This is a genomic window from Paraburkholderia sp. GAS41, assembly GCF_050436545.1.
GTDB lineage: Bacteria > Pseudomonadota > Gammaproteobacteria > Burkholderiales > Burkholderiaceae > Paraburkholderia.
In genome coordinates this window covers 127406-148560 of sequence record NZ_JBNDMK010000015.1, presented here as the reverse complement: position 1 = coordinate 148560, position 21155 = coordinate 127406, and the positions used below count along the sequence as shown (strand labels likewise).

The 21155-nt window shown below is 64.1% G+C and carries 15 protein-coding genes; 4 read left to right on the top strand and 11 right to left on the bottom strand.

The genetic code is table 11. The features are described from left to right. Positions 1-25: 25 nt before the first annotated feature. Positions 26-1198, bottom strand: coding sequence for a M20 aminoacylase family protein (locus tag P3T43_RS20990; RefSeq protein ID WP_429282963.1), 1173 nt, complete (start codon positions 1196-1198; stop codon positions 26-28). A gap of 127 nt (positions 1199-1325) precedes the next feature. Between P3T43_RS20990 and P3T43_RS20985 the strand changes: the two genes are divergently transcribed. Further along, on the top strand, positions 1326-2276 hold the full coding sequence (locus P3T43_RS20985; RefSeq protein ID WP_429282962.1) for a LysR substrate-binding domain-containing protein: 951 nt from the start codon (positions 1326-1328) through the stop codon (positions 2274-2276). Between the two features lie 17 nt (positions 2277-2293). On the opposite strand, the gene P3T43_RS20980 is transcribed toward P3T43_RS20985, so the two are convergent. Beyond that, positions 2294-3187: a LysR family transcriptional regulator ArgP gene (locus P3T43_RS20980; protein ID WP_429282961.1), complete on the bottom strand. Its 894-nt coding sequence runs from the start codon at positions 3185-3187 to the stop codon at positions 2294-2296. A gap of 98 nt (positions 3188-3285) precedes the next feature. Between P3T43_RS20980 and P3T43_RS20975 the strand changes: the two genes are divergently transcribed. Beyond that, positions 3286-3927 (top strand): LysE/ArgO family amino acid transporter, encoded by a 642-nt coding sequence (locus tag P3T43_RS20975; protein ID WP_429282960.1) that lies wholly within the window; start codon positions 3286-3288, stop codon positions 3925-3927. A gap of 69 nt (positions 3928-3996) precedes the next feature. On the opposite strand, the gene P3T43_RS20970 is transcribed toward P3T43_RS20975, so the two are convergent. From P3T43_RS20970 to P3T43_RS20935, 8 genes are all read right to left on the bottom strand, one after another. Further along, positions 3997-4947 carry an endo alpha-1,4 polygalactosaminidase gene (locus tag P3T43_RS20970; protein ID WP_429282959.1) on the bottom strand — a complete coding sequence of 317 codons (951 nt, stop codon included), beginning with the start codon at positions 4945-4947 and terminating at the stop codon, positions 3997-3999. A 19-nt stretch (positions 4948-4966) separates the two neighbouring features. Continuing rightward, positions 4967-6340 carry an exopolysaccharide Pel transporter PelG gene (gene pelG / locus P3T43_RS20965; protein WP_429282958.1) on the bottom strand — a complete coding sequence of 458 codons (1374 nt, stop codon included), beginning with the start codon at positions 6338-6340 and terminating at the stop codon, positions 4967-4969. Further along, positions 6340-7968, bottom strand: a complete 1629-nt coding sequence (gene pelF / locus P3T43_RS20960) for a GT4 family glycosyltransferase PelF (RefSeq protein WP_429282957.1) — start codon at positions 7966-7968, stop codon at positions 6340-6342. The genes pelG and pelF overlap by 1 nt, the downstream gene beginning before the upstream one ends. Further along, complete coding sequence (locus P3T43_RS20955; RefSeq protein ID WP_429282956.1) at positions 7965-8978, bottom strand: tetratricopeptide repeat protein; 1014 nt, start codon at positions 8976-8978, stop codon at positions 7965-7967. Before P3T43_RS20955 ends, pelF begins: the two co-directional genes overlap by 4 nt. Continuing rightward, complete coding sequence (locus tag P3T43_RS20950; protein ID WP_429282955.1) at positions 8971-10416, bottom strand: PelD GGDEF domain-containing protein; 1446 nt, start codon at positions 10414-10416, stop codon at positions 8971-8973. The genes P3T43_RS20955 and P3T43_RS20950 overlap by 8 nt, the downstream gene beginning before the upstream one ends. A gap of 49 nt (positions 10417-10465) precedes the next feature. Beyond that, on the bottom strand, positions 10466-11017 hold the full coding sequence (locus tag P3T43_RS20945) for a penicillin-binding protein activator LpoB (RefSeq protein WP_429282954.1): 552 nt from the start codon (positions 11015-11017) through the stop codon (positions 10466-10468). Positions 11018-11129: 112 nt separating this feature from the next. Continuing rightward, positions 11130-15143, bottom strand: coding sequence for a tetratricopeptide repeat protein (locus tag P3T43_RS20940; RefSeq protein ID WP_429282953.1), 4014 nt, complete (start codon positions 15141-15143; stop codon positions 11130-11132). Beyond that, a complete protein-coding gene (locus P3T43_RS20935; RefSeq protein WP_429282998.1) occupies positions 15133-17835 on the bottom strand; it encodes a polysaccharide deacetylase family protein in 2703 nt (900 codons plus the stop codon). The genes P3T43_RS20940 and P3T43_RS20935 overlap by 11 nt, the downstream gene beginning before the upstream one ends. Before the next feature lie 1050 nt (positions 17836-18885). Between P3T43_RS20935 and P3T43_RS20930 the strand changes: the two genes are divergently transcribed. Both P3T43_RS20930 and P3T43_RS20925 read left to right on the top strand, forming a co-directional pair. Next, positions 18886-20286 carry a sensor domain-containing diguanylate cyclase gene (locus P3T43_RS20930; protein WP_429282952.1) on the top strand — a complete coding sequence of 467 codons (1401 nt, stop codon included), beginning with the start codon at positions 18886-18888 and terminating at the stop codon, positions 20284-20286. A 202-nt stretch (positions 20287-20488) separates the two neighbouring features. Then, positions 20489-20650 carry a DUF1328 family protein gene (locus tag P3T43_RS20925; RefSeq protein WP_074265082.1) on the top strand — a complete coding sequence of 54 codons (162 nt, stop codon included), beginning with the start codon at positions 20489-20491 and terminating at the stop codon, positions 20648-20650. Between the two features lie 119 nt (positions 20651-20769). Here the strand turns inward: P3T43_RS20925 and P3T43_RS20920 are convergent, their stop codons facing one another. Beyond that, positions 20770-21114: a hypothetical protein gene (locus P3T43_RS20920; RefSeq protein ID WP_429282951.1), complete on the bottom strand. Its 345-nt coding sequence runs from the start codon at positions 21112-21114 to the stop codon at positions 20770-20772. Positions 21115-21155 lie beyond the last annotated feature (41 nt).

The window sequence follows — 21155 nt, the reverse complement described above, 5'->3', positions numbered from 1 at the left end:
CTGTGACCGGCGCGCCGTCACGCCCTCAGGCGAGAAACGACTCGGTCAGCCGTACCCAGTACGCTGCACCGGTGGCGAGACAATCGTCGTTGAAGTCGTAGCCGGGGTTGTGCACCATGCACCCGCCTTCGCCGTCGCCATTGCCGATGATCAGATAGCTGCCCGCGCAACGTTCGAGCAGAAAGGCAAAGTCCTCGCTGCCGGTGAGCGGCTGCAAATGGGGAAGCAAGCCCGCGTCGCCGAGCCAGTCGCGCGCGACCTGTTGCGCGAAATCAGTCATGGCGGCGTCGTTGACGAGCACCGGATAACGGCGCTGATAGTCGACCTCCGCGCGTGCTCCGTACACCGCCGCCTGCGCCTGCACGACTTCGGTGATACGTGTTTGCAGATAATCGCGAACCTCAGGCTTGAGCGCGCGCACCGACAGGCGCATTTCCGCAGTTTCAGGAATCACGTTCGACGCTTCACCGGCGTGAATCGCGCCGACGGTGACGATCGCCATGTCGAGCGGTGCGATGTTGCGCGAGACGATGGTCTGCAACGCGAGCACGATCTGCGCACACACAACCACCGGATCGACCGCCTTGTGCGGCATCGCGCCGTGGCCGCCGCGCCCGGTCACGTTGACGATCACCGTATCCGACGACGCCATGAACGAGCCGGGCAGAAAGCCGAATTTGCCGGTCGGGTATCCGGGCATGTTGTGCATGGCGAACACGGCGTCGCAAGGAAACGCATCAAACAGGCCGTCTTCGAGCATCTTCTTTGCGCCGGCCTGACCTTCTTCAGCCGGCTGGAAAATCAGGTTCAACGTGCCGTCGAACGACTTCGCGCTGGCGAGATGTTTGGCCGCGGCAAGTAGCATCGCGGTATGGCCGTCGTGACCGCATGCGTGCATCTTGCCGGGGATCGTACTGGCATGCGGCAAGCCGGTCTGCTCGTGGATCGGCAAGGCGTCCATGTCGGCGCGCAGGCCGAGGCGCCTGGTGCCTTTGCCTACTTTCAGTTGACCCACCACGCCGGTTTGCCCGAGCCCTCGTTTTACCGTATAACCCCACTCCTGCAGACGTTCGGCCACCAGATCGGCAGTGGCGAACTCTTCGTACGCCAGTTCCGGATGGGCGTGGATGCGGCGGCGCAAAGCGATCATTTCGTCTTCAAGATCGGCGATGCCCGCCGGGATGGCCATGGTGTTCACGTAGCTGTCTCCGTCAATGAATCATTGAATGCGTGGGCCCAGCATAGCCAGGGGCATTTTTGACGGGCAGGCGTAGAATCGTCACGGCGGCAACCACAGGTTGCCGCCCACCCCTCGCTCACACCCCATGAAACTGCATCAGCTCAATACCTTGGCGGCGATTGCGGATACCGGCAGTATCCGGGCCGCAGCGCGTACGATGGGCCTCTCGCCCGCGGCCGTGACCAAGGCTGTGCGCGAACTCGAAGCGGATCTGCAGGCGCCGCTCGTGATCCGTGGCGCAAGCGGTGTCGCGTTTACCGAGTTCGGCCGCGCACTCGTGGTCCATGTGCGGTTGGTGCTCGGGCAGCTGCAACGGGCCGAGGCGGAAATCGAAGCGTTGCGTGGCGCAGCGGCCGGAAAATTGTCGATCGGCGTCACGCCGTGGATCGCGCTGACGTTTTTACCGCAGACCGTGCAGCGTTTCCGCCAGCGCATGCCCGAAGTGCAACTGGAGTTCTTCGAAGGCCTGCTGGCTGTCGTGCAGCCGCGTTTGCGCGACGGCAGTCTGGACTTTTCGATCGGACGGCCGCCGCCCGCTTCGCCACAATCGGAATTTCATAACGTACCGCTGTTTTCGACGCACTCGGCGGTGGTCGCACGGCGCGATCATCCGAAGGCCGGGTGCCGGACCTTGCTCGAACTCGAGGACGCCGAGTGGGTGCTCAACTGGGATCCGGCGAGCCGCGAGTCGATGGCGGACAACCTGTTCCGGCATCGCGGCATGAAGGTACCGCATACGATTCACCTCGCGCACTCGCTGGCCATCGTGTTGGGTTTGCTCGCACATACGGACATGCTGAGCATCTTTCCGTGGCCGCTGGTCGAAGTCAGCAGTGCGAAGGAGAATCTCTGGGCGTTGCCGCTGCGCGAGACCGTGGATGAGACCATCGTCAGCATCACGTCACGGCGTGGCGCGCCGACGAGTCCCGCCGCGGCGTGTTTTCTCGATTGCCTGCGGGAGGTGATCGACGAGGGCGCGCGTTCGAAAGACCCGGAACAACGCAGGCTGTTTCATTCGATCGAGCTTCTGCTGTAGGTTCGCCACGCCGCTCTTCAATCCAGCAGTTCCGCCGCGCGCTTGCGCAACTCGGCGCCGAAGTCATCGAGCCAGCCAATCGACAAGCGCCAACTCTGCCAGTAAAGATCCACATCCACCGGCTTGCCCGGCGCCATATCCACCAGTTCGCCGCTCTCCAGATGCCGCGCGATCATCCGCTCCGGGCACAGCCCCCAACCCATCCCCGTGACGCAGGCCCGTAAAAAGCCGGCGACGTGCGGTATCCAGTGCAGCGGCGGGTCCATTTCCGCGCGGGTAATCCGGCGCATGAAACGCTTTTGCAACTGGTCCTTCGGATTGAAATCGACGCAAGGTGTGCGCCGCAACGACTCGCGCGTGACGCCATCGGCGAAGTAACGCGCGTAGAAATCCGGCGCGCACACGGCCAGATAGCGCATCCGTCCAAGCCGAACCGAGCGGCAGCCCTGCACCGGCTCGGCCTGGGTGGTGACCGCGCCCTGCACACTGCCGTCGCGAATCCGCTGGGCGGTGTGATCCTGATCGTCGATCACGAGATCGAGCAGCATCTCGCGCTGCACGCAAAAGCCCGCCACTGCATCGATAAACCACGTGCCCACGCTGTCGTCGTTGACCGCGACGCGCAGGGTCGGCCACGACTCCAGCAACGCCCCCGGCAACGCGGGCAAGCGCCCGCTCAGCTCCGATTCAAGCAGTTGCACCCGCTCCGTATGCCGGCACAGCAGCGCGCCGGAGGTGGTTGCCACGCAGGGCTGCCCGCGTTTGACGAGCACGCTGCCCACCCGCTCCTCCAGCAGCTTCACGCGCTGCGACACCGCCGACGGCGTCACATTCAACGCGCTCGCCGCGCGGTCGAACGAGCCGTGACGCACCACGGCAGCCAGCGCATCCAGCAAGGCATAGTCGAGCATTAGCGTTCCTTAATCGGCATTAACTGAATTAGCTTCTCTTATGAGCGGCGAAACCGCAGACTAGCGCTAATTCGTCTCACCCGTCTACTGGATCTCTTATGGATTGGCTTGCTTTCTCCCACGGGGCGGCGCTGTGCGCGTCGCTGATCGTGACCATTGGCGCGCAGAACGCCTTCGTTCTGCGGCAAGGCATCATGCGCTCGCACGTCGGCAAAATCGTGCTGCTGTGCACGTTGTCGGACATGATCCTCATTGGCGCAGGCGTCGGCGGCGCGTCCGTGCTGGTCGAGCGCTATCCGGTGTTCATCCACACCATGCTGTATGTCGGGCTGGCGTATCTCGGGTGGTTTGGCTTCAATGCGCTGCGCCGCGCAGTACGGCCGAGTCATGCGGTGCTGGATGTAAACGCACCGGGCGAGGCGGCCTCGGGCAGTCCCCCCGCCCCCGCCGCGCAACGCGCCATGCCGGTGATCCTGATGACGCTGGCCTTTACGTGGCTCAATCCGCACGTGTACCTGGACACCTTTTTGCTGATCGGTACCGCGGGCGCGCGTGAAGCGCTGAGCGGCCGGGTGGCGTTCGCACTTGGGGCAATGGCGGTCAGCGCCGTGTGGTTCGTCGGTCTTGGCTACGGTGCGCGGGCACTGGCCCCGCTATTTCGCCGCGCCATGGCCTGGCGCGTATTGGACGGCGCCATCGGCAGCATGGTGCTGCTCCTCGCGGTCACGCAGTTGCGTTAAACACTTGCGTTAAACACCGCGACCGGCGATGTGCATGAATTTTCGAAGCACGCGCCGGCTCCCCGCGCGTCAAGGCTGGGTGGCTGCCGGCGTATCGTCGCAGATCCCGGCGCGCCCTACCCCGACGGTCTGCAACGCACCGTCCGCCACGTACGGCACTAGCCCATCCTTGCAGATTTTCTGCACCGTATCGCGCGCGCACGACTCATCGCCGGGCGCGCAGTAGTCGATCGAGATCACCGGCAAACCATACTGCTCCCGGATCGTTCTGGCCTGCCCAAGCAGCCAGTCACGATCGGCTGTTGGCACCTGCGTATAGCGCTGATTCGTCTGATCCCAGCCGCTGTAGAGCGATTCGAGCGCAACCGCGTACACCAGATCGTGCACCTGCGGCAAAATCTCGAAGCCCCGGTTGAACATGAGTTTGGCCCGTGGATAGCGAGCCTTGATTGCGCGGATCAGCGCCACCAGTCCAGCCTGCTGACGCTGGCGGTCCGCATCGGTTTTGGCGATCAGTTGATACGAATCCAGCGTGTCGAGAAAGAAGCCGCGATAGCCTTTGCGCCATAGCGGTGCAATCACCTGCTTCACGTAAAACGCGGGCCAGCCGGGCGCGTCCTGATCCACCACGCTGGATGACCATGCCGCGTTGTGGCCGGCCAGCCAGGTCTTCGGCATGGCCGCGTAGTACTGCCGCTGCGGTGTCACTTCGCCGACGCTCACATACGCGAACCAGGCCGTACATCCTTCCGGCTGTGCTGCCGATTGTGCTGCCGGGTCGAAACCGCTATCGGGTTCCACCACCACCGCGTTGAACCGCGAGAGTGTTTCGACTGGCACCTCGGCGCCATAGAAAAACGCAACCGTTGGCATGCCCGCACCGTTGGCCGCATTCGCAGCGCTGCAGTCCGCACCGGCCGGCGCCACCGCTTGCGCCTGCGCCGCCTGCCCCAGTCCCGCGGCCGTGCCGAAGCAAGCCACCCACGCGAAAAAGCGGTACAGCGTGCGCACCATCAACATCCGCATCCCACCTGACCGGTCAGTTATGCAACATGTAGGTTTCGTACTCGAGCTTGGCGAATTTGCGGTCCAGCGTCAGCACGGCGCTCACCACCAGAATCAGCAGCGCCAGCGCAAAGCCGTAACCATAGGCGTTGGGGCTCATCTGCAGCGTGATCCACGTTAGCACACCGTTGAGCGCCACAAAAGCCACGCACAGCTTCAACACCGTGCGCCGCGCGTCCAGATAGAAGAACACGTTCAGGAGTCCCAGCAATACCACCTGCAGGCTGGCCGCAATCACGTCGACGGTCAAAAGCGGCATGTACAGCGGCGAGATATGCAGCGCCTCCAGCACGTTCTGGCCGAAGGCAAAAATCAGCAGCAGTACGACCACCTGAATCTTGATGATTTCATACAGGCCCGCGCGCACGCTGCCGACCATCATGTCGCGCATATCGTTGATGTGGCGCAGCGTCGCGCCGCTACGCACGGCACCGTAGAACGCGTCGTAGTACTCGACGAAATCCGCCTCGATACGCACCAGAAAGGTCGCCATGCCCGGCATCACGCAGACATAGGCGATAAACACGGGGATATCGTAGATCACCGAGGCGTGCAGCGGCCCGATCACCGGCGCGCCGGTTCCGGGCGCGTACCAGAACATCAACTTGTCGAGCCACACGCCGAGATTGAAGAACAGCCCGACCAGCGCGAGCGTCGGATAGGCGAAGCGCCTGTCGAACACTTCGAACGAGATCAGCCGGCCGCTGCGGTAATTGCGGTAAATCAGCCCGGACAGTCCACCCAGCAACACCAGATGCCCCGCCACGAAGCCGCCGAGCAGGCCCGGCAGACCATGCCGGTTGAGCATCAGGGCGAACCCCACGGTGCAGCCGTAGCCGATCAGAAACACAAACAGGATCTGCCGGTACTGCTTGACGCTGGACAGAAAGATCACGGCGATCCAGATGTTGCTGACCACCACGAACCCCGCCACCATCAGCACGCGATAGGCCAAGGGTTCGCTCTTGAACCCCAGCAGCATCGCAAGCACACCGACCAGTCCTGACGCGATCGTGCTGACCAGTACGACGCCGTTGTAGTTCGACAGCACCAGATCGTCGCGCTTTTCGAACAGCCGATCGGAGATAAAGCGCGTGAACGACAGTTGCAGCGGCCCCGTGAGGATCAGGCTCAGCGCGATCAGATACGTGACCGACACCTGAAACTGCACGATCGCGTATTTCGGTATCACGAACGCGAGGCTCATCACCCCGATGATCAGGATGCCGAAGATCGACAGGATCAGCGGCCCCGAGCTGATGAGGCCGGCGTAAGCATAAGCGCGCGCGACGCCGAACAGTGTCTCCTGCTTCAGGATCTTGCGCAGTTCGAAACCAATCCCGGCCATTAACGTGTCTCCCCGGTTTGAGCGGCCTGCGCCCCGGCTGACGCGCCATGATTCACCGGACAACCGCCGCCCACGCTACCGCGCTTGCGCTGCGCGACGTCGGGCGCGGCTGCGAGCTGCTCGTACAGGGTCCGGTAGCTATCGGTCATCTGTGCCTTCGTGTAGTAACGGCGCACACGCGCAAGTCCGGCCTGCTGCGCGCCCTGCCAGCGAACGTCGTCGTTCAGCAGCGCCACCACGGCCTGCGCGAATGCCGCCGGATTGGCGATCGGCACGACCGCGCCCGCGGTGCCCAGGGCACGGTCTTCGGCGGTGAAGCCTTCGATCAGCTGGCGGCACGAGCCCACATCCGTCGTAATGGATGGGATGCCGGCCGCGAACCCTTCCAGCACCACCAGCGGCAGCGCCTCGCTGATCGAGGTCAGTGCGATTACGTCGATCTTCGGCAGCACCGCGTCGATGCGCTGAAAACCGAGGAATTTCACGTTATCCGAGAGCCCCAGGCTTTCCACCAGTGCGCGGCATTCGAGCGCGTAAGCCGGATCTTCTTCTTCCGGTCCGATGATCCAGCCTTCGATGTCGGGCATCGCGCGCGAAGCCACGAACATGGCGCGGATAAACGTCTTGATGTCCTTGATCGGCACCACGCGGCCGATCAGCGCCACCACCCGGTGCCGTCCCTCGGCCCGTTGCGCGACGAGCGGCGCGAGGCCGTCCACGTCGACACCGTTCGGGATGCTACGCGTGCGCTCGGCGGCCGCGCCGTCGGCGATCTGGCGCTGACGATTCGCCTCGTACAACGCGACGATCTCGTCGGCGGCGTCATACGCCAGCTTGCCGATCGCTTCGAAAAAGCGCACCCATAGCTCGCGAAAATAGCTGATGCGTGAAATGTCGCGCTCGAACGCACCGCGGTTGTCTCGAATCCACTGGCTTTGCAACAGGTCGATCTTGCGTTCTTTCGTGTAGATGCCGTGCTCGGAGATCAGCAGCGGACGCCCGGTGCGATGGTGCAGCAACGCGCCCAGAAAGCCCGCATAGCCCGTCGAAACCGTGTGATAGACGCGTGCCGGGATCAGTTTTTCAGCGACGTTCGCCAACTGCCACAGCGGCTTGTGCATGATCCGCACAGTCCAGAAGTAGTCGGTAAACGACGGGTCGGTACAGTATTTCTCGTACTGGTCGACAATAAACTGCCACGACTGGCGGCTCGCCAGAAACTGCGCTTCGTTGAGCGCGCCATGTTCGCCGAGCGTCGGCACCATCTCGGCCATCAACGCGCCGACGTCCGCACCGCGCACTTCGCGCAAGGCGTCGTGCAGTTCGGCCGACTTCGCGAACGCCGCCGCATCGCCTTCGATCTCACGCGGCCGCTGGGCATCTGCCGCGGACGCCTCGTACAGATAATGCGTCTCCAGGTGCACGACGTTGTCGGGCAACGCGTAGGCGGCACCGTTGTAGTCCTGCTCGCGGCTGCCGATAAACACAATCGCAAAGCGCGTCTGCGGGAACGCGCGCAGCATTTCATTGACCCAGCTCGACACCCCGCCGCGCACGAACGGGAAGGTGCCTTCCAGCAACAGGCAGACATCGGCATCGGCGGCGCGCCGCATCAGGGACTCTTTCATGATGACCAGTAAGTCACAACAGGTTTGAGCGTCGGCAGCGCGGCGGCATTGCCGAGCGCCGCGAGCCATTGGCTGGTCTGGGCGTACTCGCCGCGCAGGAACGCCACTTCGGCGAGCCACGGAATCAGCCGTTCGCGCGGAAAACCCAGTTCAAGGGCACGTTCCATATACTGCCCCGCTTCATCGGGGCGCCGTTCGGCAAGCGCCAGGCGGCCGCGAATCAGCCACAGCGCCGCGTCCTTGTCGTCGGTTGCGAGCGCGTCGCGCGCGTAGCGGTCGGCCTGCTCGAGCGTATGGCGATACACCGCGCCCTGCACGAGGTTCTGATAGACCAGTTCGAAATACAGTTCGGCGAGGCGCCGGTTGATCGCATGACGCTCGCTGTCGTCCTTCGCCTGGTCCAGCGCTTTACCGGTCGTGAAGATCTTTTGCATGATCTCGTTCTCGGCCTGGTCGAGCGTGCCGTAGGCGATCAAGCGCACGTCCTCGATCGGATCGGCCAGCAGATCGCGCAGCAAGGTGCCCGTGGTGCGGGTGGGCATGCTCTGGATCGCGACGAGCGCAGTCAGCCGGTCAGTAGACGACACCTGCGTGTTGATCAGGCGCGCCTGCAGCCGCGCTCCCCCGCCGTGCGAAACACGCGAGACGAGGTACGTGACGAACTCCGGACGCGGCACGTCGGCCAGTTGATCGCTGTCCTTCGTGCCCGGAAACCAGGCTGCCCAGATACAGCTCGCCAGCAGGACGAGACCGGCGCCCAGCGGCACGAAGGTGCACAGCACCCACAGCAGCAGCAGGGTCCAGAAACGCGGCTCGCGATATCGGCGCGGCAGCATCTGACGCAGCAGCAACGCCTGCACGAGCGCCACCAGCGCCTGGACCACGAAGCCCGTCAGCAGCGGATCGATGCCGGCCGGCGCATGCAGAAAGCTCAGGTACGCGAAGTATTCCACCAGCACGTAGCCGGCGAACAGCAGCACGTTGGCGAGGGCGGACATGAGCTTAGACATCGAGGCCGCTTCGCTTCAGAAGACGCTGCAACGCCGGACCCGGCTCCATCGTGCCCAGGTGCAGCGTGTGCACGCCGACGCGCGCACTCTCCAGGTCAAGATTGAACTGGGCCGAGAGGCTGCTTTCGATACGGGCGAGATAACCGTCGATGCCGGTCGTGTCGGTGGCCGGCATCAGATTCACCAGCACCGACTGCGACGCCGTTTGCACCGGCCACATCAGATCCAGCGCACGGCGGCGGCGGATCACATGTTCGAATAGCGAGTCGCCCGCTTCGTCGCGCGGGAACGCCAGCGCCACCATCGAAGACGCGATGCCGGCGTCGCGCTGCAGACGTGTGAGGCGTCCGAGGTCGAGCGCGAAGTCGTACGGGCAACCTGGCACCGTAGCGAGGATGCCCTGCACGAGTCCCGAGTGCTCCACGCCGTCCGCGTAGTAGCCGAGCAGCACTAGCAGCAGTTGCAGGTTATCGAAGTTCAGCGACAGGAACGGCATGCGCTTGATCACCAGCATCGCCAGCAACTGGCCGTCGGCGCTCACCAGCGGCGCGCATACCAGGTATTGCGACTGGGCAGTGGGGATGTCGTCGCTTTTCAGGTGCGCCACGCTCATGGTGCTGATGGCGTGGGTGACCAGTTCGTCGTCCGGCGCGAGTGCGAAGTCATCGCCCACGCGCGCGGCCGCCTCGGTACCGACCCGGCCGTTGCGGACCGGGAACAGTCCTGCCACTTCAATCTGGCAGACCTGTGCGACGAATTCGAGCAGACCATGCGCGCCCGGCAAATCGCGCAGGGGCGTCACCTTCGTCGCGTTCGGCTCGTTCGTCCCCTCAGCGCCCTCGCCTGCGCTTTCGCTCTCGCCCAGCACCGACAGGCGCCGCAATTCGGTAATCGAATCGCGCAGCGTGGTCGGACGGGACAGCAGATCCTTCTCCAGCCGCTCGTGCGACAGGCGCATCAGATAGTGGCTGTTGGTGATCGCCACGAGGCGGTCGTTCAGGTAGTCGTTGATGGTTGAAGCACGCGCGGCGCGATTGCCCCACGTATCCCCAAAGTGACCCGCGACGACAGTCTGCAACAGACCGCCGGTGAAGAACATCAGCGGCCAGGCCTGCCCGTGGCTGACGCCCGGCAGATACCACGCGCCGACCGTCATCGCGCTCGCGAGCAGACCGAGCAAGGTGCCATAGCGCAGCCCGATCACGAGCGGCGCCAGCCACAGCCACGGAAAACCCGACTTCAGCAGCAGCGGATCCGTACGGTCGAGCGCCCAGCACAGACCGAGCACCACGAGCATGAAGACGACCGTTTCGACAATCGCGAAAGGCCGCGTGGCAGCGGGCGCAACCAGGCGCCGCACGGGGCTGAGATTGCCGAACGGATTCGATTGGCGCGGTTTCGACGCGCTGGCGCCGGTTTGCGCGGTAGCGATATTCACGGCCTGTTCCTCATGACGGGGCGGATTGCGGATGACGGCGCGCCATCGCTCACGAGTGGGCGTACAGCGGTGCAAGCAGGCCACCGATCAGCGTGGTGGCGACACTCGACAGACTCGAGCGACTCCAGCCACTGCGCGTGCCGGTAGCACTCCAAACGACCTGGCCCGATGCGACATCGATCAGTTCGAACGTGAGGCCCGCCACCGGCTCACCGTCGACACCGACCTTGTAGCGCCACTCTTCAACTGCACCCGTCAGCACGTACTTGATGTGCTGGTCGCGCGCCCATCCGAGTTGCTTCTCGCCGGCGTCGCGTTGCGCGGTGTCGAACATCGCGGTGTTCGTGCCGTCGGCGGGCGCGAGACGCACGTCGGCGAAACCGTTCGCGCGCAGCACGTTGGCGGCGATTGCCGAAGCGCTGCCGCCGGCGGCCGGCGTTTCGGTGAAGTTAGCCAGCGACACCACCGCCACCGAATCTTTCGACGTCAAAGCCGGCATGCCGGTCTGACGAATCGAACTGCAGGCGCCGAGCAACAGCGCGCATGCAGCCAGTGCGGCGGACCAGCCGGCCATACGGGACCATCCTTTCATCTTGCTCATCGAACCACTCCTCAGTTATATCGTCGTTCTGTGCCGAATGCGTAGCTTCTGGCTACGTTATCTACGTCATATACGCGTGACGGCCAACCCTGCCGCGCGCCCCCAACCCGGATCAATAAAACCAGTTGTAGCGGGCGCCGACCACCGTCACCGGCGTGCCGAGTCGCGACACGCTCTGGTGCTCGAAATACAGCGCCAGGTGATCGCCGCCGAATACCGAACCCGCGATGCCCAGGCTGATATCAGGTCCCCAGCCTTGCACCGAATTGTGCAGGATGCCGATATCGAAGAACGGCCGCCATGCATGCGTGTACCGGTCGAGCAGATCGTTGCCGAAGCCAAAATACATACCGTACTGCCAGTAGCTTTGCGGTATGAAATCGCCGGCGAGCGCGGGTTGCAAGGCCACCGGTTCGAGCCGCGAAATCAGGCCGTCGGCGCCGCCGCTCGCACCGTAGCCGCCGTGCTCGCCCACCAGACGCACGGTGTAGTCGGGGTAATCCGTGCGGATCCGGTAAGTGATTTCACCGTTCTCCAGCAAACCGCTGCCAATGTAATCGCGCGCCTGGCTGTAGAAGCGATCGCCTTCGATGCTGCCCGTCAGCGTGATCCGCTGGGTCGCACGCCACGTGAAGTCGCCGACCACGTTGTCCTTCATGCCGCCAACCTGCAGGAACTGATCCTCGTCCGCGACCTGGTTGCGGCCAGCGTGCACACCGAACTGCAGATCCGAATTGCGGCCCGTTTCCGCCGCCAGCTGCAGCGTGTAGAAACTCGCGAGCGCGTCGCGCCGGCCCGCCGTGATGCTGGCCGCGGAATCTACCGTCTGACGCTGCAGGAAGAAGCTGAGCGAACGGTCGACGGACGGCACGTTGATGAGCTGGCCCGAATCCGTCGAACGCTGGAAGTTCTGCACTTCCGTCACGCCGATCAGATAGTGGTCGGCAATTTTCTTGCTGCCGGCCAGCGTCTGCGCCACATAGTCGAGCGGATGCTCGACGTTGTTCACGACGCTTGCATCCAGCGACTGCGGCCACTCCAGCGCGGTCTCGGTGAGGTGCGTATGGATGTCGGTGTTATCCGGGGCACCGTCGAGTCCTTCGAATCCGAGCTGCTGCGCGCGGCCCTGCCGGTCGGTGGCAACCGCGGCATCGATGCGATCGTCCAGCGGCAGCCGCGAGCGCTCCTGCGCAAGCAGTTGTTCCATCGCGGCCGTGTCGTTTTCGGCCAGCGCGATCGTGAGGCGCGCATCGGCCGGCTGCGCGAGGCGCGCTGCGTATTGCTGGGCGAGCCAGCGCTTCGCGAGCGGATTGCCTTCGTGCGACAACGCCCATGCAATCGCCACGTCCTTGGCGACGGCTTCACGCAGACGATTGTTCTGCTGCGTATCGATACCGGCTTCGGGTGCCGCGCCGGGCAGACCCTTAGCCGTGCCAAGCAATGTTCGACGCGCGAACTTCACGCTATCGGACGCCTGGGTGCCCGCCAGCAGATCGTTCAGCATGGCGGCCGAGTCGTCGCCGGTTTCGAAATCCGACGAGAGCGTCACGCGCCGGCCGCGAATATCCGCGAGGGTTTCCGCATCCTGCCCGGACCGGCCGCGCTGCGCGGCACGTGCGGCGCCGTGCAGTTTGGCGAGCGCCGCTTCGTCCTGCTGCAACTGCTGCCACACCTTGTGGCGGATCGACCATGCGAGGTCGGGCCGGCCGGCGGCTTCCTCGGCATCGGCGTAAGTCATCAGCCACAGCGGATCGCGCGACAACGAAGCCGACTGGCGCCGCAGATAGTCGAGCGAGCGCACCGGGCGGCTCATGCGCATCTCGGCGGCGGCGTACGGCTCCCAGAGCACGGCACTTCTGTCTTCCGTGCCACGCCAGCGCTTCAAGGTCGCATCCAGTTCCGCGTCGGTGCCGTAGTCGATCAGCGTCCACAGATAGGCCGCACGCAAGTCCGCCGTGGCGCCCGGCAGGTCGACCGCATGCTTCAGATCGTCGAGCGCCTTCGCGGGCTGGTCGGTCAACCGGTAGTATTCGGCCCGCACCCCGAGTACGCCGGGCGACGCCAGCGCGTCCTTGCGTTCCTGCGCCGTGAGGGTCGCCAGCAGCGCGGCCACGCGGTCGAGCGCCTGTGCGTCGGTGTAGTAATAGATCGCGTTTTGCAGCGCCCGCGGCGTATGGTCGCGGCGATACTGCAATTCCGCCACCCGTCCTGCGTCGATCGGATACGGGTCGAAGAAATACGTGATGTCGCCGAGATCTTCCGGCGTGGCGTCGCCGCCCGCGAGCAGATGGCGGTAAGCATCGCTCGCGTCGGCGTCACGCTGCAACAGTCGCGCGAGTTCGGCGTAGTTGCGCCAGTACTCGGTATCGCTGTCTTTCGCGGTATTGCGGGCGGTTTGCAGCGCCGCGAACGAGGCGCGATAGTCGCCCGCGCGATACAGCACGCTCGCCGTGCGCAGCGCGGCGCCCGCGTTGCCGGGCTCGCGCACCTGCACGGCACGGTAGGCCGCCAGCGCCTGATCGTCGTGACCCGCGCGCTCGGCGAGTGCGCCAATACGCTGATCGATCGCGTCGGCATTGCGGCCGCGCGGCAGGCTGCGCAGAAACGCCAGACCGTCGTCCGGGCGGCCGAGCCGTTCGTACGTCGCGATCACGTTGTCGACCAGCTTCAGATCGTCAGGCGACGCCTGCGCCTGATGCACCAGAGCCGCCAGATACGCGTCGTCGTCGTCGAGCATCGGCGCGATACGCAGCACGTTTTGCCAACCCACCGGGTCGTTCGACAATTTTGCGTAGTCGAGCCAGGCATTCAGCGCGAGCATCGGGTTGCGGTCCCACTCGGCGGTCTGCGCAAGACGCTTCGTCCACAGCACCGAACGCGGATCGCGCTGCACCTGCTGCTGGGCGATCTTCAGGGCATTCGCGAGATCGCCCGATTCGACGAACGACTGGAACACGAGGTCGGCGACCTTCGGGTCCTTGCCGGCGCCAGGCGCGCTGTCTGCGGACGCCGGGCTGGCTGCTGAAGCAGGCGCGGCCGGTGCCGGCGCGGGAGCCGATGCCGATGCCGCCAGTGCCGGGTTCGTTGCGGTGCTCGCGGCAACCCGGATCACGTGCACAGCGGCTGCGTCGTGCGACGACCGCACATGCGGTGCGCCCCACCACTCGGACGCTTCGCGCATGCTCACCGTTCCGAAGCCGTGGCGCGACGGCAGCGGACCATCCATATAGGCATACGCCGCCCGCGCCGATGGCTGCGGCTGGTCTTGCGGCTGCGGCTCTGCCTGCGAGTAGCGCGCGAGCATCTTCGCGTATTGATCGACGCGCGCGGGCCGATTGGCGGCCCGAGCGAGATTGAGCAACACGATGAGGGTTGCCGGATCGCTGTCCAGCGTACCGAGATGTTGATCGGCTGCCGTGAGCGCCTCGTTCAACAGATTGCCCGACTGCAACGTACGGACCCCGGCAATGAAACAGCGCCGTTGTTCGTCGCGCGTCGTCGCAGCAGCCTGCTGGCGGAACCAGGCGTCGGCCGCAGCGTGATAGTCACCCGACTGCAAACCGTATTTCGTGATCTGCGTGTCCCAGCGTTCGCGCCCTTCCGGGTCTCCCGCCGAAAGCCGCGTGTAGAGTTGCAGCGCGAGATCCGGCAAGCCTACCGCGGCGCTGCGTTGCGCCAGCCATTCCAGATCCTTCGGCGCCCACGGCAGCCGCGCGGCCACGATCAACTGCTCGCGCAGACTCGCGAGCGCGAGCCCACGACGCGGATCGTCCTCGGGAATCGCGAACGTACGCTGTTCGGCAATCGACAGCCGCAGCATCATCGCGGCCATTTTCATGTGACTGGAACCGAGCGCTTCCATGCGCTCGGCTACGCCGACGGCGTCGTCGATCCGGCCGAGCGACGCATACTGCGCGCCCAGCAGCGAGAGGAATTCCTCGTTCTTCGGCTGGACCTTCGACCAGGCTTCCAGGTAGGCGGCACTCAGATCGCTCGGCTCGCCGACCGATGCCAGCCGTTGCTGCAAGCCGCCGCGCGGCGACGACGCGAGCATGGTCAGTATCACCACCACTGCCAGCAGCAGGACGAGCCAGGTCGGAGCAATACGCGGACGCTCAGCGCGCACAGTTGACCTCGACCGGTTGATAGTTCATCTGCAGGGACGCACTGGCGGGCGCTTCGAAGCGCAGCAGCGCGCCATCGCGTTGCACCGCGGCCGGACGGCCTGCGACCTGAACGCTGCACGTGCCAGCGTTGGCGAGTTCGACGAACGGCTGGTAGTAGCCGCCAAATTCAAATGCCATACCGTGCGCGGTCCGCTTGAACTGACGGACGTAACCATTGGCAACCGCGATGTACGGCAGCGGTGCATTCGCCGACTGTGCTGCGCTGGACGGCGCGAGCGTCACTGCCGCGGCGCCGTCGGCGAAGTGGATGTAGGTACCATCGGCACCCACCGCGTAGCCGGTGACACCAGCCGACGCACGCAGATCCGGCACGCTGCCCGAAGGCGCGCGCAGTTCGCGCACTTCACCGTCGCCGCGCACGATCCAGTGGGTACCGGCACTGGCCGCAGCGCCCGCCGGCACGACCGCACGGGCAACCGCGAAGGAACGCCAGTCGAGCACCTTGTGGGTGTAATCGGTGACCTTGATCGGCAGCACCGGCTCTTTGAGCACCGTCGAAAAAATCTGGTCGAGCGCGCGCAGCGACGCGACCTTGGTGCCGCTATACATGTGGTAGTAAATGTCGATCGGCTTGAAGCGCAGCGGCTTGTCGGTCAGATCGAAGGTTTCGAGCACGCGGGTAAAGCCGTAGAACGGGCCGAGCCAATCGTTCGTGTACACGTTTTCGTCCTGATTTGGCGCATACACCTGATAGGCACCCGGTCCTTTGTCGACACCGACTGGCGCGATATTGGTCCAGCTATTCGCGCTCTTCGTAATGACCGTGTCCCCGCCATTGATGTTGTCGACGCCCGCCGCGTAGACTTTGCGCACGACGATCGCCGGTGGCTCGCAGTTGCCAGGCCACTGCAGGATCACCGTTTTCTTGCCCGGGGGCGCAAGGCGCGAGTTGATGTAGTCGATCGAGCCGGTAACCTCGCGATCGATATTGAACTTGTAGTTCGGGATGTTGAGCGAGAACGCCGTGTCGCCACCGCCACGATCGATCCGCTCACCGGTCTTTGCATCGACATCTTCCCACTCGAACGGATGCGAATAGGTGTGCGTACCAATCTCGACGTAGGGCAGCGCGAACATCTTGCGTGCGATCTCTTCGAGCCGCGGCGAAATCTGCGGATACAGGCCCTTCGGCCCCACTTCGCCTTCAATCACCGACAAGGTCATCGGAATCTTGTAGCGCGTGAAAATCTGCTGATACAGCGCTTCGCCCGAATAATCCGGCCCGGGGAATTCGACGCGCGAGGCAAAACCGTCGCCATCCACGTGCGTCATGAAAAGGCGCCGGCCGTTTTCGGTCGTCACGTTAGGCGCCGGCATCTGCTGCAGGCGCAGCGCCGCCGTGAGAAACGACATCGGCTGGATCGCCCAGCGTTCCTGGCCGATTCCGTTGAGCGACACAATCGTGTACGGGTTCATCGCGAAGCCGCCCCACGGCGTGATCGCGACTTCGTCGAGCGTCGCGTTACCCGAGCGCACGCGCAGCAGCGAACGGCTCGCTGCGCCTACCTGGATGCCGCTCAGATCGCGCGGTCCCGGTTTGGGATCGATTTCGAAGCCGATCATCGGATCGCGCGATACGACTTGCACCGGATCGTTGAAGGGCCCCGCCACGGCGAGCAGATCGAGCGCGCGGCCGTCGTCCTGCTCGGCGTCGAAACCGAACTGCCCCATGAATGCAACCGGGACATGCGCCGCCATGCGCGCCTCGATCCAGCTGCGCCATGCGCTGCTGTCGTTCAGATCGTCACCCTGAAACCAGGCGACCACACCGGCATACCGGTCCGGCGTGATGTCGTTGGGCAACGGACCGTTGGCATCGGCGTACTCGACGTCGTAGCCAAGATAGTTGAGCGGCGTCGCGAGATCGCGCACGCCAGGCGTTTCGTCGAGCGGCAGACCCGCAGCCGGGTCCTGGACCACCAGAATCTTGCGCGGCAGTACTTCGATCGCGCCCACACCGACGACATCGGCGGCCGCGCTCGTCACGTACGGCACCACGCCGGTCGCCACCACCTGCGCCGCGGTCGCGCGGGCACAGACGCGGTCATTGGACGGGCAATATTCGAGCGAGACGACCGGCACGCCGGTCTGCTGCGTGAACGCGCTGTCCGCAGCGAGGCGGCTCGTGCGCGTGGCCTCGGGTACATCGAGCGGTTGTGTGCCGCCATTATTCAAACCATGCACCAGCGCTTCGCCCAGCACGGCGTACAACGCTTTCGCATGCGGCTCTGCCGTCTGCAACGCGTCCGCGCCGGCGACCACGAGGCGGGCGTCGGGATGCAAGGCGCGAATGGCCTCGGCAGCCGCAATCGCCGCAGGCGTGTCGAGCAGGAAACCACGGTAGCCGCGCTGCCATAGCGGCGCGAGCGATTGCGCGAAAGCGGCCGGCGTCATGCTGGAATCGGCGGCATGCGTACGGGCAAGCCACACCGTATGCGGCAGCGGATATGCCGCCGGATCGAAGCCACGCGCGGGATCGAGCACCACGGCGTCGAACGCCTGCAGCAGGTCGACCGGCGGATTCGCGCCGTAAAACAACGCCACGTTCGGCTGCGACGCGTGGCCAGCAGCAGCGGGTGCATCGGCAGCACGCGCGAATTGCCACGGCGCGACGCTGGCCGCCAGCACCATCAGCGCGACGGGCACGGCCGTGCGCCAACGCGCTGTGCTGTTCGCAAGCGAGCCGGTCCGTGGCGATATCGAGCGGCGTGGGTTTTCAACCGGTAGAAATTCCCGGGTAATCCCCCCTGCCAACCGCTGAATAATCCCCCGCTCTTTTTCCTGCTTATTGAACGGCGCCAACCCCCAGGCTTCCGTTCGAACGCCGAATATCGGCGCAATCCTCTTTAGCATCTGATTTCTTATGATCGCACTCGATGTTTTATTGGCAACCGGCGGTACACGACCCGTCCAGATGGGCCAAATTTACCGATTCGACTCAAACACTCTGCCGATGCCGACCGGCAGCATTCCAGATACGCAAAAAGCAAATGGCCCGATTCACGCTGTCGCAGACAGGATGGATCGAAGTGCGCGAGACGCAGGCCGAGACGGTGATTCGGCGCGCATTCTAGCGCGCCCTGCCTGCAAAACGAGCGGCATTTTTACAACACTTTGCCTCCCAACACGAATCAGATACGAGTCAGATCAAGGAGTTAGCCATCAATTATGAGACAAAGCCGACACAATAAGGCCGCGCAAACGTTTTACCGACGTGAAACCGGCTACACCCCGAAACTTCACATTTGACGATCTTTAGCCTTTGGATATCAGGCGTGCGTCAGCGCACGGTCGTTCTGGTTATATTGTGAATCGTCCGTGGCAAACGTTATCCCAGGACTTCGCAAAGTGCAAATTATTCATTAAAGGCGAAATATCCAGCCGGGAATTGCGGTTCACCCGCCGCTCCTTTCGGTGTCTTTTTTATGACCCATCGCCGTAATATCCAGTGATATTCTCCGATCGCCAGATGTCTATGCACTGCGATTTAAAATGGCCATTTAGTGAGATCGGAGCCACCCACGTAACTCACCGGTCGCGCGAAAAAATGCTTGATGCATACGGGGCGCGCCCAAACCGCAAACCCGTCGATAGAATGCGCGATGAACCGGCGCGACCCTGAATTTCGATTTCCTTTATCCGGCTTTTGCCGCCTACCTCACCCCATCAATCAAGCGTCGCATGAAGAGCAGCATCATGACTCTGGCGGTCACCCGCCAACATCGCGTGGCGGCATGCGCTGTGGCGGGCTTCATCCTGTGTGTGGTGCTCGCGACCCTGCCGTTCGCCGGTTTTGCCGAGCCGCATGTCGCGGCGTTCCTGCCGCTGTTTGCCATGGCCGTGTTTATGACCGAGGGCCTCACCGCCTATCTGTTGTGGACGCAGTTCATGATTACGCGTGGACCGTTCCTCGCCGCGCTGGCGGGCGCTTATGCCTATACCTCGGTGACGGTCGCGATCCAGTTGCTGGTATTTCCCGGGGTGTTTACCACGACCGGCCTGCTCGGGACCGGCGCGCAAGGCGCCGTGTGGATCTGGGCTTTCTGGCATGGCGGCTCACCGTTGCTGATCCTCGCCGCGCTGTTGGTCCGCCGCCGCTTTCCTGTTCCGGTTGCGCACGCCAGGACGCGCGTGGTCGGTCTCGCCCTGGTGGGCGGCCCAGTTTGCCTGTCACTGCTCCTTTGTTCTCTGGCCGTGCATGCTGAAGCCCTGCTGCCGAAGCTGATCGACGCCCAGACCTACCAGCGGCTTGCGGTTAGCCCATCGGGCCTGCGCATTGCCGTCGTCAGCGCCTGCACATTGCTCTATCTCGTCGTGACCACCCGACTGCGGACACTGCTCGACCTTTGGCTCGGCGTGGCGCTGTTCGCCGGACTCGGCGACGTGGTCGTGACGCTGGTCGCGAACTCGCGTTTCAGCATTGGCTGGTATGTGGCGCGACTCGAATCGGTGCTGGCATCGAGCACGGTGCTCGGGGTCCTGATCTGGGAGATCAGTCATCTGTACCGCGAATTGCACGCGGCCAACGCGCGACTGAGCGAGTACGCTTCACGCGACGGCCTGACCGGTATCTTCAACCGGCGTTTCTTCGAGGAGCGCTACCCCGCCGCGCTCGCCGAAGCCAATGCGGCGCAACGCACGCTGTCGATCCTGATGGTGGACATCGACCACTTCAAGCGCTTTAACGACACGCGCGGCCATCTGCGCGGCGACGAATGCCTCGGTGCCGTAGCGGGCGCATTGCAGGCAAGTCTGCGGCGCAGCGCCGATTTTGTCGCGCGTTTTGGCGGCGAAGAATTCGTTGTCGTGTTGCCGGACTGTGGGCACGAGATGGCCACGCGCCTCGCCGAAATCCTGCATGCGGCGGTCGCGCGACTCGCCGTCGCGGCGCCCTTCACTGAGGCGGGGCGCGTGAGCGTGTCGATCGGCGTCGCCACGTCGCAACCGCACGCGCCGGTGCCGGCAGGCGAACTGCTCGCACAGGCCGACACCGCTCTCTATTGCGCCAAGGAAGCTGGGCGCGACCGCGTGACGGCGTGGCAGGACGCGCCGTTTGCGTTGCGTTCGATGCAGGTTTATTAGCGGGATTCGCGGTGCTGCGCCGCGGATAGACAACCGTATAGCAGGCGCCCGGCGACACACCCGCCCTCCCCTCAGGCACACGAGTTGCTCTTCCAGGAAGCGACGGCACACCCCGCACGGGACCTGTATCCACATACAGGCGCATGCGGCTGAGGAAAGCCCGCCGTTTTACCGATTCCAGCAATCCATCGAGGAGACGCCCATGCTTCGCTACGCCGCAATTTTCTTCATCATCGCCATCATTGCCGCGGTCTTCGGCTTCGGCGGCATCGCCGCGGGCGCGGCCGAAATCGCCAAGGTCCTGTTCTTTATCTTTATTGTGATCTTCCTTGTGACCTTGCTGATGGGCGTAGTGCGACGCTGACCGCCGGCCTGCGTAACGATGCCGCGCAAACGAAACCCGCCACGGCGCCGCAGCCTATTGCAATAATTGCCGCTGTCCCTTGCAATAGTTGCGGCCCCGGTAACGCGCGGCAAGCCGCCTCAAACCGTCGCCGCTGCCGGATTCAGTTCGATATGCAGCATCACCAGCCAGCGCCGCGGACATTCGGCGGCGATCCGTAGTCCCGGTTGTCCGTCGCGCGCGGCTGCCACGAAGCCCTTCTCCTTCGCAAAGCCAAACGCGCGGCGCGCATCGGCCTGCAGCCACATCGAAATCAGACCACACGTCACAAAACCGAACACGGAGATGATCTGCGGCGACAGGCCCGCATCGATCTGCCGGGCGAGCACCGTAAATGCAGCGGTCAGGATCTGGCTCGCCGCAATCGCAATCAGCACGACCTTCAGCATGCCGCGGAACATCATCCCTGGTCTTTGCCTAACCATCTGTTTCCTTAGTCCTTCTACTCGTTTGTTTGAGGGGTCTC

Excerpts from the sequence above, each read along its gene's own strand:
- P3T43_RS20975 (WP_429282960.1), top strand. The coding sequence starts at position 3,286 with ATGGATTGGCTTGCTTTCTCCCACGGGGCGGCGCTGTGCGCGTCGCTG.
- P3T43_RS20985 (WP_429282962.1), top strand. The coding sequence starts at position 1,326 with ATGAAACTGCATCAGCTCAATACCTTGGCGGCGATTGCGGATACCGGC.
- P3T43_RS20955 (WP_429282956.1), bottom strand. The coding sequence starts at position 8,978 with ATGTCTAAGCTCATGTCCGCCCTCGCCAACGTGCTGCTGTTCGCCGGC.
- P3T43_RS20980 (WP_429282961.1), bottom strand. The coding sequence starts at position 3,187 with ATGCTCGACTATGCCTTGCTGGATGCGCTGGCTGCCGTGGTGCGTCAC.
- pelF (WP_429282957.1), bottom strand. The coding sequence starts at position 7,968 with ATGAAAGAGTCCCTGATGCGGCGCGCCGCCGATGCCGATGTCTGCCTG.
- P3T43_RS20920 (WP_429282951.1), bottom strand. The coding sequence starts at position 21,114 with ATGGTTAGGCAAAGACCAGGGATGATGTTCCGCGGCATGCTGAAGGTC.
- P3T43_RS20970 (WP_429282959.1), bottom strand. The coding sequence starts at position 4,947 with ATGTTGATGGTGCGCACGCTGTACCGCTTTTTCGCGTGGGTGGCTTGC.
- P3T43_RS20930 (WP_429282952.1), top strand. The coding sequence starts at position 18,886 with ATGAAGAGCAGCATCATGACTCTGGCGGTCACCCGCCAACATCGCGTG.
- P3T43_RS20945 (WP_429282954.1), bottom strand. The coding sequence starts at position 11,017 with ATGAGCAAGATGAAAGGATGGTCCCGTATGGCCGGCTGGTCCGCCGCA.
- pelG (WP_429282958.1), bottom strand. The coding sequence starts at position 6,340 with ATGGCCGGGATTGGTTTCGAACTGCGCAAGATCCTGAAGCAGGAGACA.
- P3T43_RS20935 (WP_429282998.1), bottom strand. The coding sequence starts at position 17,835 with ATGGTGCTGGCGGCCAGCGTCGCGCCGTGGCAATTCGCGCGTGCTGCC.
- P3T43_RS20925 (WP_074265082.1), top strand. The coding sequence starts at position 20,489 with ATGCTTCGCTACGCCGCAATTTTCTTCATCATCGCCATCATTGCCGCG.